This is a genomic window from Staphylococcus caeli (genome assembly GCF_051413795.1).
In the GTDB taxonomy this organism is placed as follows: Bacteria; Bacillota; Bacilli; order Staphylococcales; family Staphylococcaceae; genus Staphylococcus; species Staphylococcus caeli_A.
On the sequence record NZ_JBOIRQ010000007.1, the window covers coordinates 1 to 14911 of the forward strand.

Sequence of the window (14911 nt, forward strand, 5' to 3'; positions counted from 1 at the left end):
GTCTCTCAACATAAAAAATACATCAAGCAACAAAAACGAGTTGCTTGATGTATCGAAATATATTTATTTTTTATAGACCAACCGTTATTGAAAAAGAGCCAAAAATATCTATGTTTCGTAGCAAACGTATTATAAGTTCTGAATACTATATAGATGTTCATAAGCACCTTTTTTGGCTAACAATGCTTTGTGTGAACCAACTTCTACGATTTCTCCGTTTTCTACAACAACAATCTTGTCAGCATGAGTAATCGTTGATAATCTATGTGCGACTATGAGTGTTGTACGATTTTCACTTAATACATTAAGTGCTTCTTGGATAATTGATTCACTTTCCAAGTCTAATGCACTTGTTGCTTCATCTAAAATAATAATTGGTGGATTATTTAAGAAAATACGTGCAATTGAGACACGCTGTTTTTGACCTCCTGAAAGTTTAACACCTCTTTCGCCTACTTCAGTGTCATAACCATCAGTCAATTCCATGATAAAGTCGTGTGCATTTGCCATTTTTGCAGCATTGATCACTTCTTCATCTGTTGCATCAGGACGTCCAAGTAAAATATTCTCTTTAATTGTATCTGAGAATAAAATATTATCTTGTTGCACGAGACCAATTTGATTACGTAAACTTCCGGTTAAATAAGATTTGATATTCGTACCATCAATTCTAATTTCACCATCTGTGACATCATAAAATCTCGGAATTAAGTTGATAAGTGTTGATTTACCGCCGCCACTCATACCGACAAATGCAACTGTTTCACCTTGCTTGATTTCTAAATTAATATTTTTCAAAATTGTAGCTTCATCGGAGTTATATTTAAAACTCACATCATTTAATTCAATGTGACCTTCTTTAATTTCAATTGGTAAGGCACCTTTTTTATTTTTAATATCATAGCCTTCATCCATCAGTTGGAATACACGATCCATCGATGCGAAACTTTGCGTTAAGGTTGTAAATGACGATACAAGTCTACGTAAAGGACCAAATAATTGTTCAAGATACCCAACGAATGCCGCTAATGTACCAACAGTAATCGAGCCATTGATTGCTAGAAATGCACCTGAACCGATAACAATAAGTGGGCCGATATCAGTTACCGTATTAATAGCTGAAAATGAATAGGCATTCCATCTTGTGTGATTAAATGCTCGTTGTAAGAAGTTCTGATTATGTCTATCGAAATTCTTCGCTTCATTATCTTCTATTGCAAAACTTTTAATTACTGACATACCTTGGACACGTTCGTGTAAAAATCCTTGTACTTCTGCTAATGCCTGAGATCTTTTTCTCGTTAAGTTTCTCAAACGTCCAAAGAAAAAATAAACCGTTAGTATATATACTGGGAAAATTATTAACGCTGCTAAAGTTAACTGCACATTCAAATAAAACATGATAGAAAGTGCAATAATAATAGTGATACAGTCAAGCCAAATATTCATTAAACCTGTTAAAATAAAATCTTTTGTTTGTTCAACATCGTTAATTACCCTTGATATTACTTGCCCCGCTTGATTATTTGCATAGAACCGCGCACTAAGCGCTTGTAAATGATCATAAAGTCTTTTTCGTATATCGTATAGAATTTTATTACTTGTCCATTGTGCTAAATACTGTCTTAAAAATTCAATTGGCGGTCTTACAATGACGAAAATAAAGATGGCTATTCCTAAGGCAATCGCTAATCTCGTGAATTTTTCTTCAGTTGAAATTGCACCATTGTTTATTATATCGTCAATGACGTATTTTATTAATAATGGGATAAGCATTGGAATACCAAATTTCAATATACCTACCAAAATGGTTGCAATAATACGCCATTTATAGGGTTTTACAAAATGTAAATATCTCCGAATCATAAAAATTATCCTCCCCACACACTTATTAGCAAATGAAACAGCCTACGTTGACGTATCAACGAGGCTGTTATTCGTACATACTTTGCTTATTTATCCTACATCTGTCTATACGATTGATTTGTTTCGATCATTTTTTATTTTTTCACACGCATAACACTATAAACGAATTCATAGTTAAAAACATTAAATGTGCTTAGTAATTTCTGATTTTTTTATATCGTTCACGCCAGACCTTTATAAAATCTGGTGCAAATGGCCCTTTTTTCTGCTCAATCCATTGTTGTAAGATATCTACATTTCTTCTTAAAATCACATCAATATCAGAAGAATAATTCATTTGACGCATATGTTGTTCATATTCATCTTCATCTAATAAGTGATACTTGCCATTGGGATATACTTTAATATCTAAATCATAATCAATATATTTCAATGCTTCTTCATCACAAACAAATGGAGAGGATAAGTTACAATAATAGTAAACCCCATCTTCTCTAAACATACAAATCACATTAAACCAGTATTCAGAGTGAAAATAGACAATTGCTGGTTCTCTTGTTATCCATGTACGACTGTCACTCTCTGTCACTAGTGTATGATCATTTCCTCCAATAACAACATCTTCCGTACCTTTTAATATAGTAGTTTCAGACCAAACACGGTGAATATTACCATCATGTTTATAACTTTGAATCTTAATAGTCTGACCTTCTTTAGGTATGGATTCTTTGATCATGCTCCACACCACCTTTTATTAATTTCACATTTAGAATTATAACATAAGACGCACTCATACAACGACCCTAAGTGTGCTGAGCTATAAATTTATAAATTTTAGTCATACTTACCGGAAAATTATATGCCTCTTTATCTTCTAAATGCATCCAAGTCATTTGTTCAGGCAGTTTAATGTTTGATGCATCTATAATTTCAGTTGCTAAATATACCTCTATATCCCATGTAATATGCGTAAATTGATGTTTCAAACTATAAACAGGTGACGTTGAAAATTTGATATTGGTATCTAATGTTCTGTTAATATCTTGATTGGACTCCGCTTCATACATCGGAAATTCCCACATATTGTTCAGAAGTTTTTGCATACGTTTTTCTATTAGAACTTCATTCTTATTATTTTTAATAACATATACATGTTGTTTGATATGTTTCTTTTTAACTTTGGTTGATTTTACAGGCAATGCCTCTACGGTACCATTATAAAATGCTTCACAATGTTCTTGTACTGGACAAAACATGCATAAAGCATTCTTCGGCGTACATACCAATGCTCCTAATTCCATCATCGCCTGATTGAATGTTCCAGCATCACTTTGTACATATGGTTGTAATTCACTTTCATATGCTTTTCTAGTCGTTTGTAATTTGGTATCACGTGTATCGTTATTTAATCTTGACCAAACTCTAAATACATTGCCATCAACCGTCGCAAGTGGTAAATCAAAGGCAATACTCATGACAGCTGCTTGTGTATAAGGCCCTACACCTTTAAGTGCTCCAAAGGTTTCTGGTACATTTGGTACTTGGTCATTATAGTTTTGATGAACATCTTTGATTGCAGTGTGAAAATTTCTTGCTCTACTATAATAACCTAATCCTTCCCAATATTTTAACACTTCATCTTCGTGCGCATCACTTAACTCAGAAACTGTCGGAAATCTCTGAATAAATCTGTGATAATAATCTATTACTGTTTTGACTTGAGTTTGCTGCAACATTACCTCACTAAGCCAAATGTAATAAGGATTTGTCGTTTCTCGCCAAGGCATTTCGCGTTGATTCTTATCGAACCATGACACTAAATCTTTTTTAAATGTTGGTTGGTTAAACATTTTGTGCATCACTTTCCTTTTTTGTCTAAAATTTTTATATGAAATAGCAGTATGTTATTTTTAATAATTAGCAGTTTAGATTATAATAAGTATATTATTGATTAGAAATGAGTGAATACTTATGGATACTGGAACACATATAGTCATGGGTATCGGACTCACGGCATTGGCTACCCAAGACCCAGCCATGGCAGGTTCCTTTGCTGCCACTGCAACAACGTTAGTAGTCGGGTCACTAATTCCTGATAGTGACACTGTACTTAAATTGAAAGATAACGCTACTTATATATCCAATCATAGAGGGATTACACATTCAATCCCTTTCACGATTTTATGGCCGTTATTAATTACACTATTAATATTCACTTTTTTTAAAAATGTGGATCCAACGCATGTTTGGTTATGGGCACAACTTGCCGTCTTCTTACATGTATTTGTAGATATTTTTAATTCTTATGGAACACAAGCATTAAGACCGATAACTAATAAATGGATTCAATTAAGTGTAATCAATACTTTTGATCCTATTATCTTTACATTATGGTGTATCGGTATACTTTTATGGATGGTAGGTATTCATCCATATCTTGTATTCTTTCCAATCGTAGGTATCCTTGTAGTATATTATATGATACGTTTTAGAATGCAAGCGATTATTAAACAACAGGCATTGAAACAAATTAAACAAGAACATAATCCGGTGAAAGTATTTGTGGCACCAACAATGCGATTTATGCAATGGCGTGTCGCAGTTCAAACAGAAGAACATGATTATGTCGGTAGAAGTTATGGTAGAAATGTCGTGTTTAGTGACAAATCTAAACGTCACCCGTTTCCTAGTGATGACTTAATGGATTATGTTAAATATGATAAAAACATTAAAACTTTTCTTAATTTCTCATCTATATATCGTTGGCAATCACGAAAATTGGATGACGACACCACTGAAATCAGACTCATTGATTTACGTTATTTAAAAAATGGTCATTATTCTTTTGTAGCAATTGCACATCTAGATGAAAATAAGGTAATTGATCATTCATATATTGGTTGGGTTTTCAGTGAAGAAAAATTACAAAATAAATTATTTGCTAAATAATGAACCAAAAGGAGGCAAACGTTATATTCTAACGTTTACCTCCTTTTTTAATTTTCTTTTGTTGTAGTCTCATCTTGAACCGAATGATTTGATTTACCTTCAACATTTTTAGACGCAGTAGTATGCACGTATTTTTTATGTGCAACAATGCGATACAGCGCATAAATCCATACACATAATAATGCTAAAAATAATAAATAATACAGATGGTAAGGTATATTATTTAAACTTAGCACACCTAGTACTACTGACTGTGCAAAACCTTCAATTAAGTAATATAAAGGATTTAACATAAGCACGTGTGACAATAGCGTTGTGTTACTATTTGGTATAAAAAGTATTGGTACAATTAAAAACATTATGCATGAAATCACATAGTAAATTATATCCACTTTTCGACTTAAAATAGAACACAATCCCAAAAGCGTAGATACTACTACTACAAAAAGCATCGACATAATCCCAAAAAATAAAGTTGAATATATTGAGCTTTCTATATTTACTGGTGTAGCAATAATGATACATATAAGTGAAATCAACATTGTTAAACACAAGACAATCGCTATTACCATGTTTTGTACGATTGGATTTAAATTAAATAACTTACCTGTAAAATATTCACTCTTAAATGTTCTATAACTACGATATATCGCAATCCAAATATAGAAAAAGCTAGTGCCAGCTGTGAGTTTAAAATAACCCTGTGCTTGTTTAATTTCCTCTGTTCCATTTATTTTAAATATCAGCATTGTTATAAATAATGCTATTAAACTTACGATAAATGGTGCTGCTAACCATATCCATTGAGACTTTTGGCGATGATAAGCATGTCGCATAAGATATGGTATTTTTGTGAAATAGTTAATTATACTATCAATCATTTTTACACCTACAATTCAATATAAATCCATTGTTTATTTTTTAAATCTGCCATGAAGTAGCCCTCACCTGATTTAGTAATCCAAAAATCGCCATCAATATCATATTTATCTTTCAGTGCTTTCTTATCTTTAATTGGTATTGTAAACCCTATTAATTTATTTTGATCATTGAATAACATTGAAATGGGTTGTTGGACAATTGGTACAACGAAACGATCATCTTTGCCATCTTCAGGAACTAGTGAATCTGTTACTTTACTATGCTTTTTATGTAGATGACTATTGAAAAATTCATTATAATTACTATAATTTTTATGCATATAAGGTGCTAATGCACTTGCACTATGTTCTTCAAATAAACTTGCTGGGTCAAAATAGCGCAGCTTATTTTTGGCAACTTTATAATTTTTATTATCAACAGTTACTTGATAATTTTTAGTGTTTTCACCTGTAATCGTCATAAATGCATAACGATCTGCACTTATATTTTTATCATTTGACATACTTTCTAATTTAATGGATTTATCAAGTACGATACCATATGCTAATTTTTCAACATAGGGGTCTTTATGTTGATTTTGTATAGAAGCTTGATCCTCATTCTTACCGAATTCAATTTTCCCGATGTTATTAAACATGAACAAAGCCATTAATAATAAACCAACAATAAATGTAATACAAAAAGTCCAAAAGCGTACAAGCGCAACAGGAGGTTTGGCGTGATTATATCGTTCAGTTCTTTTAAAATTGTAGGTTAACTCCGGAATACGCGTTCTACTCTTTTTCCAATCGACATCAAAATTAGCTCTTTCTTCATCACTAGATAAGGATAGACGATCTTTTTCATGTTCATTATAGACAGGTAATACTTGTCTTAACGAACCTTCCATTCTTATTTGACCATGAGAAACCCAGGCAACATAATTACTTGCATGCGAAATACGTTCAACATCATCATCAATCATGACAACAGTTAAATTATCATTGATGTATTCATGTGTAAATTTAATTAATTTTTCAAAATAGTCATGATCTAAATGACTTAAAATCTGATTCATTATAATAATACTAGAACGTGAGGTCCTTGCCAGTGTAAAGAGCAATCGCGCATATGCTTCATCTGATAATTCGCTAATACGCTTGTCTACATCATCTTGTAGGTGGGCAAATTTTATAATCTGTTCAACTTTGTGTGCTTCTGTTTTATATGGAAATAATGTTATCGCATCTTTCACGTAGTCACTTACTGTACGTGATTGCAATGATTTATCTTCTATATCAGCAAAAAAGATGTCTTTCTTTCTAACAACTTTCCCTTTATCAGGTTTTATTTCTCCACTTAATAAGCGGCCAATTAATGACTTTGAGGAATCAACTTCACCAATAATACCTAAGGCTTCACCTTGATAGATATGTAGGTTTATATTATTCAATTCAATATCTTCAGCATCATAACCAAACGGTTGATACCATTTTTTGGATTTTCTATTTCTATAATAATGCGTTACATTAAGTAACTTTAATATAATTGAACTACCCATCCTATCTTCATCCTTCTACAATTTTAATAATGCAACCGGTAAACCTTCTTCGGGTTCTGTACTTTTAATTCTAAAGCCCCACGCAAAAACTCCTTTTAATCGCTCAACTTTAAAATAATTTCCAGTACCGTCATTCAATTTATATATTTTGCCTAATTCAATTTTCGATCTATCTACAAGGTAACTTTCTGCAATAATGACTTTACTTTGATAAACATCAAATTCATTATAAATGCCATTCATCTCAGCTTTTCTCATTTTCTCTTTATAGACCTGTATTTCATGACGTAATTCAACTTCACTCATTTCACTCAATTTCTTCTGTTCCATCGGCAATACCACTTTCTTCTAATTTACCTTTAATATTATCATATTTATAGCCTTTTCTCATAAGACCTTCAATCGTTTTATTAATTAATTTTCTACCCGAATATTTTCGAGAATATTTATTATATATTTTTTCTAATTCTTGTTGTAATAAAATATCCAATTCTTCTGCTGGTTGTTCAAAATCCATTTCACCCATAGCTTCTTTTATAGTTTCAAAAGAATACCCTTTTTGTAAGAGTGATTGTGTTAACTTTTCTTTTCTTTTAACAGTTGGACCTTTTTTTTGTTTTAATATTTTATTTGCAACTTTAATAATATCTTCTAACGGTTGTTCAGATTCATATTTATCTGCATATGTATCAATGATGTGCTGTTCTACACCTGCATCACGCATTTTCTGTCTAAAGATTCCAGGACCTTTATCAGTAGTCAAAATCATGGTGTTTTTCAAACTATTTGCGTAGTCTTCGTGATCAATTAAACGTTGTTCGTGACAATAATCAATAACTTTCGCTATAACAGATTCAGAAATTTCTTTTTTTTGTAAATGTTGTATCACTTCATGGTCGGTTCTTTTTCTATAAGACAGATATTGAATAGCAGCATTGATTGCTTGTCTATATTGATCATAATTTTGAATTTTTTCCATTTCTTGTGCGTCTACAATTTGATCTTTTTTTAAATTAAAATGCACGTAAGTATCTATATCGATACCCATCTCGAATGCACCATCAAGATATAAATTGAAACGTTCTTTGTTCTTTTTTTGAACTTCTATTTTAGTTATTTTAGGCATGTTCTTCACTCCACTTCTTAGGATAACTCATATTGTTAATGAATGGAATTATAGTGTCTAGTTTAATAAACTTTACTATTATTTTCTATAAAATTAGATATACATTCCAATAAATTAAGGCGTAGTACAGAAACCATAATTCTAGTTTCGCACTACGCCTTGTTATAAAGATTTTATTTATACTATACACCGAGTTCTTGAATAGCATTTTCATATTGAGCATTTGAAATGTAACCTTGTTGTTTCATTTTTTCTAAATCTGTTTTTACTCGATTAATAAAATTATCGGACATGTCGTTAATGTCATAGACACTTGGTGCATTGATTTTACTTGCAAGAATAGCACTTTGTAGTACAGTTATTTGCGGTAAATTTGTGTTGTTTTTATTTGTAGTTGTACCAAAATAATGATTTGCTGCAGATTCAACAGTATATTGATTGCTGCCAAAATATATATTGTTCATATAAAAACTCAATATTTCATTCTTGTCATAATTCTTCTCTACTCTATGTGCGACAAATAATTCTTTTACTTTTCTTGTAAATGACTGTTCATTATCATAGAAATAATTTTTAACTACTTGTTGCGTAATTGTACTTCCACCCTGTACGGATTTATCACTTAATGTCGAAAATAATGCACGTGATGTGCCTTTAACATCAAAACCATGGTGCTTATAAAAACGCTCATCTTCCATAGCTATGAATGCACCTTTTGTATATTCTGGCATTGCCGAAGCTGAAACATAAGAATCTTTATTTTCTATGCTCTTTAAATCATCGACATCTGCTCTCAGTGATAATGTATACATTACTCCTATAAAAATAGCCAAAATAATGATAATAGGTATGAGTAATTTAAAAAACAGCCCACTACCTTTTTTCTTTTTTGGTGGTTTATTCACGGGTTTAAAATACGTATTGTGCTGAAATTTATTGTCTTCTTTTATATTGTTATGTTTGGGACTTTGATTATAACGATCGCTTCTTTTCATGCAGTAGCTCCTTTATGTTGCTCTCATATCATTATAAGTGAGTGTATCAATACTTTAAACGTTTAGCTATAGCTAATTGTAAAAATCAGTCCAAGGGTGTATGAAATGCTCAGTGTGTGGTATTACAATATTTATTTATGCTTAGTATTCTAATATAATATTTTGAATTTTAGCACCAACAACAACAAAAAACTGGAAGAACAACGGTTTCAATACACTGCCTAGTAACTTACTTACTTACTTACAGTATATAACCAATTGTTCTTCCAGTCATTACTCTATTTTAAAATTATAGCCATTTGGCATGATTTCAATATTCGTTATTAGTCCGCTAATTGATTTACAATTTCTCTATTAAAGTCATCTAAATCGTCTGGTGTACGGCTAGTGACAATATTCTTATCTACTACTACAGATTCATCAACGACTTGCGCGCCTGCATTCGTTAAATCTTTACGAACATTTAATACTGCAGTTAACGTACGGCCATTTAAATCATCTGTATCGATAAGAATTTGTGGACCATGACAAATTGCAAATGCAGGTACATCATTTTTAGTGAAGTATTTAGCAAAAGTACCGTATCTTCCTTCTGCATCTCCACGTAAATGGTCTGGTGAGAATCCGCCTGGAATTAATAAACCATCGTAATCTTCAGGTTTTGCGTCAGCGATGCTTACATCTACTGTTACTTTTTCCCCGTGTTTACCAACGATTTCACTATTTGCTTGGTCACCAATAACGACTGTTTCATGTCCTGCTGCTTCAATTGCTTCTTTCGGACTTGTTAATTCACTATCTTCAAACTCATTTGTTGCTATGATTGCTACTTTTTTAGTCATTATGAATCACCTTTCTCTATTTAAGTTCTACACTATCTATAGACTAAAGTTCAAAAAATTAAACATCATAATTCACTATTAAGTAATATTTTTTACGCTTCGGATGAATTAGAAACTGTCTTAACTTTTTCTTCAAGTTGGTCAAGTAAACCAATCCATTCATCTATATCCTCTACTCTTACTTCATCTGGATTTACGTGATCAATATCTTCGATAAATTTTTCTAATCTCGCTCTAATTTGCTCAATGGTTTGATTTTCATTCATTTAAAAATGACTCCTTTTTATATGATATTATTATCCTAACACGGATTTGACAAATTTTGGTATAGTCTTAATAATATTATAGGGAAATATTTGTACAAAGCCTATATTTAAAAAGTTTTCAATGAGTATTAGTGATTTAGATAGTGTATTTTTCTAAAGGAACACAGAATTGCATACCTGCATTATTCAAAAAACTAACTATTAATAAATACCCACAAAGAAAAAAGTTAATTAGAAGGAAGTTTAAATTTATGTTGAATTTGCATACGTCGAATGTCAAAAAGCCAATTTCACTTACGAACGACCCGTGGGAAGCGTATAATGATATGCGCGAACACAATCGTTTAACATTAAGTAACATAGAATTTACTACGACAAATTTATGTAATATGCGTTGTAGTCATTGCGCAGTTGGTTATACTTTACAAACTGCTGACCCGGATCCTCTGCCTATGGATCTAATTTATCGTCGCCTGGATGAGGTCCCTGATTTAAAAACAATGTCAATCACAGGCGGAGAGCCAATGTTTTCAAAAAAATCAATAAGAAATGTGGTTAAACCCCTCTTAAAATATGCATATGACCGTGGTATTTACGTTCAAATGAATTCAAACCTTACATTGCCATTAGATAGATATTTAGAAATCGCTGAATATATTGATGTCATGCATATCTCACATAACTGGGGCACAATTAATGAATTCACTGATGTTGGTTTTGGTGCAATGGAGAAACAACCTCCACTCAAAGCCAAATTAAAATTATATGATCAAATGTTATTAAATTCGAGCACTTTATCAGATCAGGGCATGTTTATATCTGCAGAAACAATGTTAAATCAAAGTACCGTTCCCCATCTGGAAAAGATACATAACGAAATTGTTTATGATATGAAATGTAAACGTCATGAAATACATCCAATGTATCCCGCTGATTTTGCGAGTCAACTAGAAGTACTTTCTTTAAAAGACATGAAAACGGCAATTCATCATTTGTTAGATATTCGTGACCCAGATTTATGGATGCTCTTTGGTACATTACCTATATACCCATGCATTAATGATGCACAGGACCAAGCATTACTGAAACGTTTGAGAGAGACTCCAAATGTAACTATGCGTAATGACCCTGATGGTAGAAACAGATTAAATGTTAATGTATTTACAGGAAATGTCATTGTCACAGACTTTGGTGATGAGAATGGTACAATCTCTAATATTAAGAATGATAAACTACCTGATGTATTTAACCAATGGTTGGCCTCACCTCTTGCACAATCATTGAATTGTCATTGTTCCGCATTTAGTTGTTTAGGGCCAAATGTCCTTGTGAAAAATATGTATTATCCTCAAACTGATTTCAAAGAACAAGAACGAAAAATGCATCAAATTTATACAATGTCATAATAAAAATAAGAAACGCCATAGACAACAATGATCTATGGCGTTTCTTATATTCATTTATATAATATTTTATTCTATCTTTTGAGCATTTGATAAGAATTCAATCGTCTGTTTACTTTCTTGTCTGCGCTCTTTTCTTCGTTTAACGCGCGCAGGTGCAGTATCGTGGAACCACATCTCTGTTTGTGTTTCAGGATAAACTTCAGGAACATCTTGTGGTTTTCCATCTTCATCTAATGCCACAAATGTCAAAAAACTCAACGCTGCTAAATGACGTTCACTTTTTACAACATCTTCAATGATAATCTGTACGCAAACTTCCATAGATGATTTACCTGCATAAGTTACCATTGCTTCATACGATACAATATCTCCTGTTTTAATTGGTTTTAAAAAGTCTACTGAATCCGTTGATGCTGTAACTACTTGCGAATTACTGTGCTTAGTCGCTGTTATAGCAGAAATTTCATCAACGTTTGCCATCAACATTCCACCAAACATTGTATGTAAATGGTTGGTATCTTGCGGGAAGACTTGTCTTTCTTTGATACTTCTTGAATCAGACATTGATTTACGTTTTACATTCCCCATAATATAATCATTTCCTTTTCTCTTTAGCCAAATATAATCATGACACAATTTATCAAATGTACAATAATTTATAATTAACTTTAGGCTATTCTATTTTGACCAATTTCCTTTTTCAAACACGAGTTCTTCTGTATCATCTTGTGTAATACCATAAATAGTTAAATCCGGGCTACCTATCATAAAGTCAACATGCACAAGTGAATCGTTTAAGCCATGTGCTAATTTTTCTTCAGTAGTCATTTCTGTACCACCTTCAACATTAAACCCATATGCTGAACCTAAAGCGATGTGGCAAGATGCATTTTCATCAAATAGCGTATTATAAAAGATAGTATTACGATTTGAAATCGGAGAATCATCTGGCACAAGTGCTACTTCACCTAGTCTGCGTGCACCTTCATCTGTATTAAGTAGATCGCGTAACACTGCTTCACCTTGTTCGGCTTTAAAATCTACAACTTCGCCATCTTTAAATGTTAGAGTAAAGCCATCAATAATATTTCCGTTATGACTCAAAGGTAATTTATTTGTGACATATCCATTTACATTTAAACGATGTGGTGCTGTAAACACCTCTTCAGTTGGAATATTAGCAACAAATGCCTGCCCTTTACTCGTATAGCTCGTCGCATCTTCCCAAATATGTCCTTCTGGTAAACCAATGACTAAATCGGTACCTTCTGATACATAATGTAAAGCTTTATAATTTTTATTCTGTAATCGTTCTGCATGTTTACTTAAATTTTGCACATGATTTTTCCAATTTTCCACTGGATCATTGCCATCAACACGTACAATATCCAATACTTCATCGATAAATTTACTATATGCTTCATCAATAGAAAGTTCAGGATAAACACGCTTCGCCCATGCTTTAGAAGGATAAGCTGCGACACACCATGGGAACTGATTCTTCTGGCTAGCTTCCATGTAATCTTTATATGCAGTTGAGTATTGTCTTTGATATGTTGAAAGTTTGTCACTATCTATCCCATTTAATAGGTCAGGATCTTGAGTAATGAGCGCCAAATTAGCTGCCCCTCTATGTACATAATCCATACGTTTCTCAGCATCATATGATTTCACTTCATTATTTTGAAAATGTTCTTGTGATTCATATTCAAATTTCAAACGTGTCAAGCGGTCATCACTATAATCTACTTTCACATCGGATGCCCCACGTTGATACGCTGCTTCTACGATATAGTGTGTTAATTCTAAAGCATCTACACTTGAACGAATGAATACTGGCTGTCCCTTTTGAACATTCATTCCTACACCGACCAAAAGTTCTGCATACTGTTGAAGTTTATCTTGTAATTGTGTCATAATTCTTGCTCCCCTTTATTTACGAATTTGACCAAGTGCATCGGCAATCGCTGACGCTTCACTTGGTGTGAAAGACGCTTTCGATGTCACATATTCATGAATTTCACGAATTTCTTGCTCATCGGCAGATTTATATTTATCTGGATCGATTAAACTTTGATTAACAAGATTTAAACGATCACGAATTTCTTCTATCATTTGCTCTATTGTTTTTGCCACACTAATCACCTCTTTTTCAATTTATTCTATCAAATTTGCGTATCTTGTAAAACTTTTACCACCATTTCCCTTTTGAAATGATTAAAAAAGCATTAAAATGGGAATGAAGACTATATAAACTTGGAGGTACACAAATGATTACAGTAGCATTCGTATGTTTAGGTAATATTTGTCGTTCACCAATGGCAGAAGCTATTATGCGACAAAAATTACTAGATAGAAATATAGAAGATATTAAGGTGACCTCTAGAGGTACTGGTCAATGGAACTTAGGCGAACCACCTCATGAGGGTACTCAAGCGATTCTAACAGAACATGATATACCTTTTGATGGCATGATTAGTGAATTATTTGAGTCAGATGATGACTTTGACTATATCATCGCGATGGATCAAAGTAATGTTGATAACATTAAACAAATTAATCCAAATCTTAAAGGTCAATTGTACAAACTGTTAGAATTTAGCGATATGAGTGAAACAGATGTACCAGATCCTTATTATACAAATAATTTCGAAGGCGTATATAAAATGGTACAATCATCTTGTGATAATTTAATCAATTTTATAATTAAAGATGCAAATTTAAGAGAGGGGTAACACATCATGCAAAACAAATTAATTCCAGGAATTTTATTAGGTGCAGTAATCGGAGGCGCAGCAACACTTGCTGACAAATCAACGCGTCAATCATTAAAACAATCAATCAAAGATAGAAAAGAAGGTACACGCTCACAAAAACCTTCAGCAATTAATAACATTAAAGATGAAGTATTTTATTGGAAAGATGTTGTTGAAGAAATCAGACGCAATAATCCAGAATTAGAGCGTTCTTTAAAAGATGCTAAAAATACGTTTGTTGAACGTAAAAATAATCGTTTAAATGGTTAATACTGAACTTAAG

General features: G+C 32.3%; 17 protein-coding genes. 4 read left to right on the forward strand and 13 right to left on the reverse strand.

From position 1 onward, the window contains the following. Nucleotides 1-129: 129 nt before the first annotated feature. From ACSULM_RS05195 to mutY, 3 genes are all read right to left on the reverse strand, one after another. Nucleotides 130-1866, reverse strand: a complete 1737-nt coding sequence (locus ACSULM_RS05195) for an ABC transporter ATP-binding protein (RefSeq protein WP_436855663.1) — start codon at nucleotides 1864-1866, stop codon at nucleotides 130-132. A 193-nt stretch (nucleotides 1867-2059) separates the two neighbouring features. Further along, complete coding sequence (ntdP, locus tag ACSULM_RS05200; RefSeq protein WP_436861096.1) at nucleotides 2060-2602, reverse strand: nucleoside tri-diphosphate phosphatase; 543 nt, start codon at nucleotides 2600-2602, stop codon at nucleotides 2060-2062. A 67-nt stretch (nucleotides 2603-2669) separates the two neighbouring features. Further along, nucleotides 2670-3716, reverse strand: coding sequence for an A/G-specific adenine glycosylase (gene mutY, locus ACSULM_RS05205; RefSeq protein ID WP_436861099.1), 1047 nt, complete (start codon nucleotides 3714-3716; stop codon nucleotides 2670-2672). Between the two features lie 121 nt (nucleotides 3717-3837). On the opposite strand from mutY, the gene ACSULM_RS05210 reads away from it, so the two are divergent. Continuing rightward, nucleotides 3838-4815: a metal-dependent hydrolase gene (locus ACSULM_RS05210; protein ID WP_436861101.1), complete on the forward strand. Its 978-nt coding sequence runs from the start codon at nucleotides 3838-3840 to the stop codon at nucleotides 4813-4815. Between the two features lie 47 nt (nucleotides 4816-4862). On the opposite strand, the gene ACSULM_RS05215 is transcribed toward ACSULM_RS05210, so the two are convergent. The 7 genes from ACSULM_RS05215 to ACSULM_RS05245 form a co-directional block, all read right to left on the reverse strand. After that, nucleotides 4863-5696 carry a sugar ABC transporter permease gene (locus tag ACSULM_RS05215; protein WP_436861102.1) on the reverse strand — a complete coding sequence of 278 codons (834 nt, stop codon included), beginning with the start codon at nucleotides 5694-5696 and terminating at the stop codon, nucleotides 4863-4865. An 8-nt stretch (nucleotides 5697-5704) separates the two neighbouring features. Further along, nucleotides 5705-7237: an ATP-binding cassette domain-containing protein gene (locus tag ACSULM_RS05220; RefSeq protein WP_436861105.1), complete on the reverse strand. Its 1533-nt coding sequence runs from the start codon at nucleotides 7235-7237 to the stop codon at nucleotides 5705-5707. A 15-nt stretch (nucleotides 7238-7252) separates the two neighbouring features. Continuing rightward, a complete protein-coding gene (locus tag ACSULM_RS05225; RefSeq protein WP_436855670.1) occupies nucleotides 7253-7567 on the reverse strand; it encodes a YfhH family protein in 315 nt (104 codons plus the stop codon). Further along, nucleotides 7545-8363 (reverse strand): recombination regulator RecX, encoded by an 819-nt coding sequence (gene recX, locus ACSULM_RS05230; RefSeq protein WP_436861107.1) that lies wholly within the window; start codon nucleotides 8361-8363, stop codon nucleotides 7545-7547. Before recX ends, ACSULM_RS05225 begins: the two co-directional genes overlap by 23 nt. Before the next feature lie 182 nt (nucleotides 8364-8545). Beyond that, on the reverse strand, nucleotides 8546-9358 hold the full coding sequence (sgtB, locus tag ACSULM_RS05235; RefSeq protein ID WP_436861110.1) for a monofunctional peptidoglycan glycosyltransferase SgtB: 813 nt from the start codon (nucleotides 9356-9358) through the stop codon (nucleotides 8546-8548). A 323-nt stretch (nucleotides 9359-9681) separates the two neighbouring features. Then, the gene (locus ACSULM_RS05240; protein ID WP_436861112.1) at nucleotides 9682-10200 is read right to left on the reverse strand and encodes a type 1 glutamine amidotransferase domain-containing protein; all 519 of its coding nucleotides are present in this window, start codon (nucleotides 10198-10200) and stop codon (nucleotides 9682-9684) included. Nucleotides 10201-10292: 92 nt separating this feature from the next. Beyond that, nucleotides 10293-10466, reverse strand: a complete 174-nt coding sequence (locus tag ACSULM_RS05245; RefSeq protein ID WP_142351588.1) for an SE1561 family protein — start codon at nucleotides 10464-10466, stop codon at nucleotides 10293-10295. 251 nt (nucleotides 10467-10717) lie between these two features. On the opposite strand from ACSULM_RS05245, the gene yfkAB reads away from it, so the two are divergent. Next, nucleotides 10718-11872 (forward strand): radical SAM/CxCxxxxC motif protein YfkAB, encoded by a 1155-nt coding sequence (gene yfkAB, locus ACSULM_RS05250; RefSeq protein WP_436861114.1) that lies wholly within the window; start codon nucleotides 10718-10720, stop codon nucleotides 11870-11872. Between the two features lie 66 nt (nucleotides 11873-11938). On the opposite strand, the gene ACSULM_RS05255 is transcribed toward yfkAB, so the two are convergent. The 3 genes from ACSULM_RS05255 to ACSULM_RS05265 form a co-directional block, all read right to left on the reverse strand. Then, the gene (locus tag ACSULM_RS05255) at nucleotides 11939-12460 is read right to left on the reverse strand and encodes an acyl-CoA thioesterase (RefSeq protein WP_436855676.1); all 522 of its coding nucleotides are present in this window, start codon (nucleotides 12458-12460) and stop codon (nucleotides 11939-11941) included. A 90-nt stretch (nucleotides 12461-12550) separates the two neighbouring features. After that, nucleotides 12551-13789: an aminopeptidase gene (locus tag ACSULM_RS05260; protein ID WP_436861115.1), complete on the reverse strand. Its 1239-nt coding sequence runs from the start codon at nucleotides 13787-13789 to the stop codon at nucleotides 12551-12553. A 15-nt stretch (nucleotides 13790-13804) separates the two neighbouring features. Beyond that, complete coding sequence (locus ACSULM_RS05265) at nucleotides 13805-14008, reverse strand: DUF1128 family protein (protein WP_069996120.1); 204 nt, start codon at nucleotides 14006-14008, stop codon at nucleotides 13805-13807. Between the two features lie 134 nt (nucleotides 14009-14142). On the opposite strand from ACSULM_RS05265, the gene ACSULM_RS05270 reads away from it, so the two are divergent. Beyond that, entirely contained in the window at nucleotides 14143-14607 is a 465-nt protein-coding gene (locus ACSULM_RS05270; protein WP_436861116.1) for a low molecular weight protein-tyrosine-phosphatase, read from the forward strand. Between the two features lie 6 nt (nucleotides 14608-14613). Continuing rightward, nucleotides 14614-14898, forward strand: coding sequence for a YtxH domain-containing protein (locus ACSULM_RS05275; RefSeq protein WP_436855680.1), 285 nt, complete (start codon nucleotides 14614-14616; stop codon nucleotides 14896-14898). Nucleotides 14899-14911: the final 13 nt, after the last annotated feature.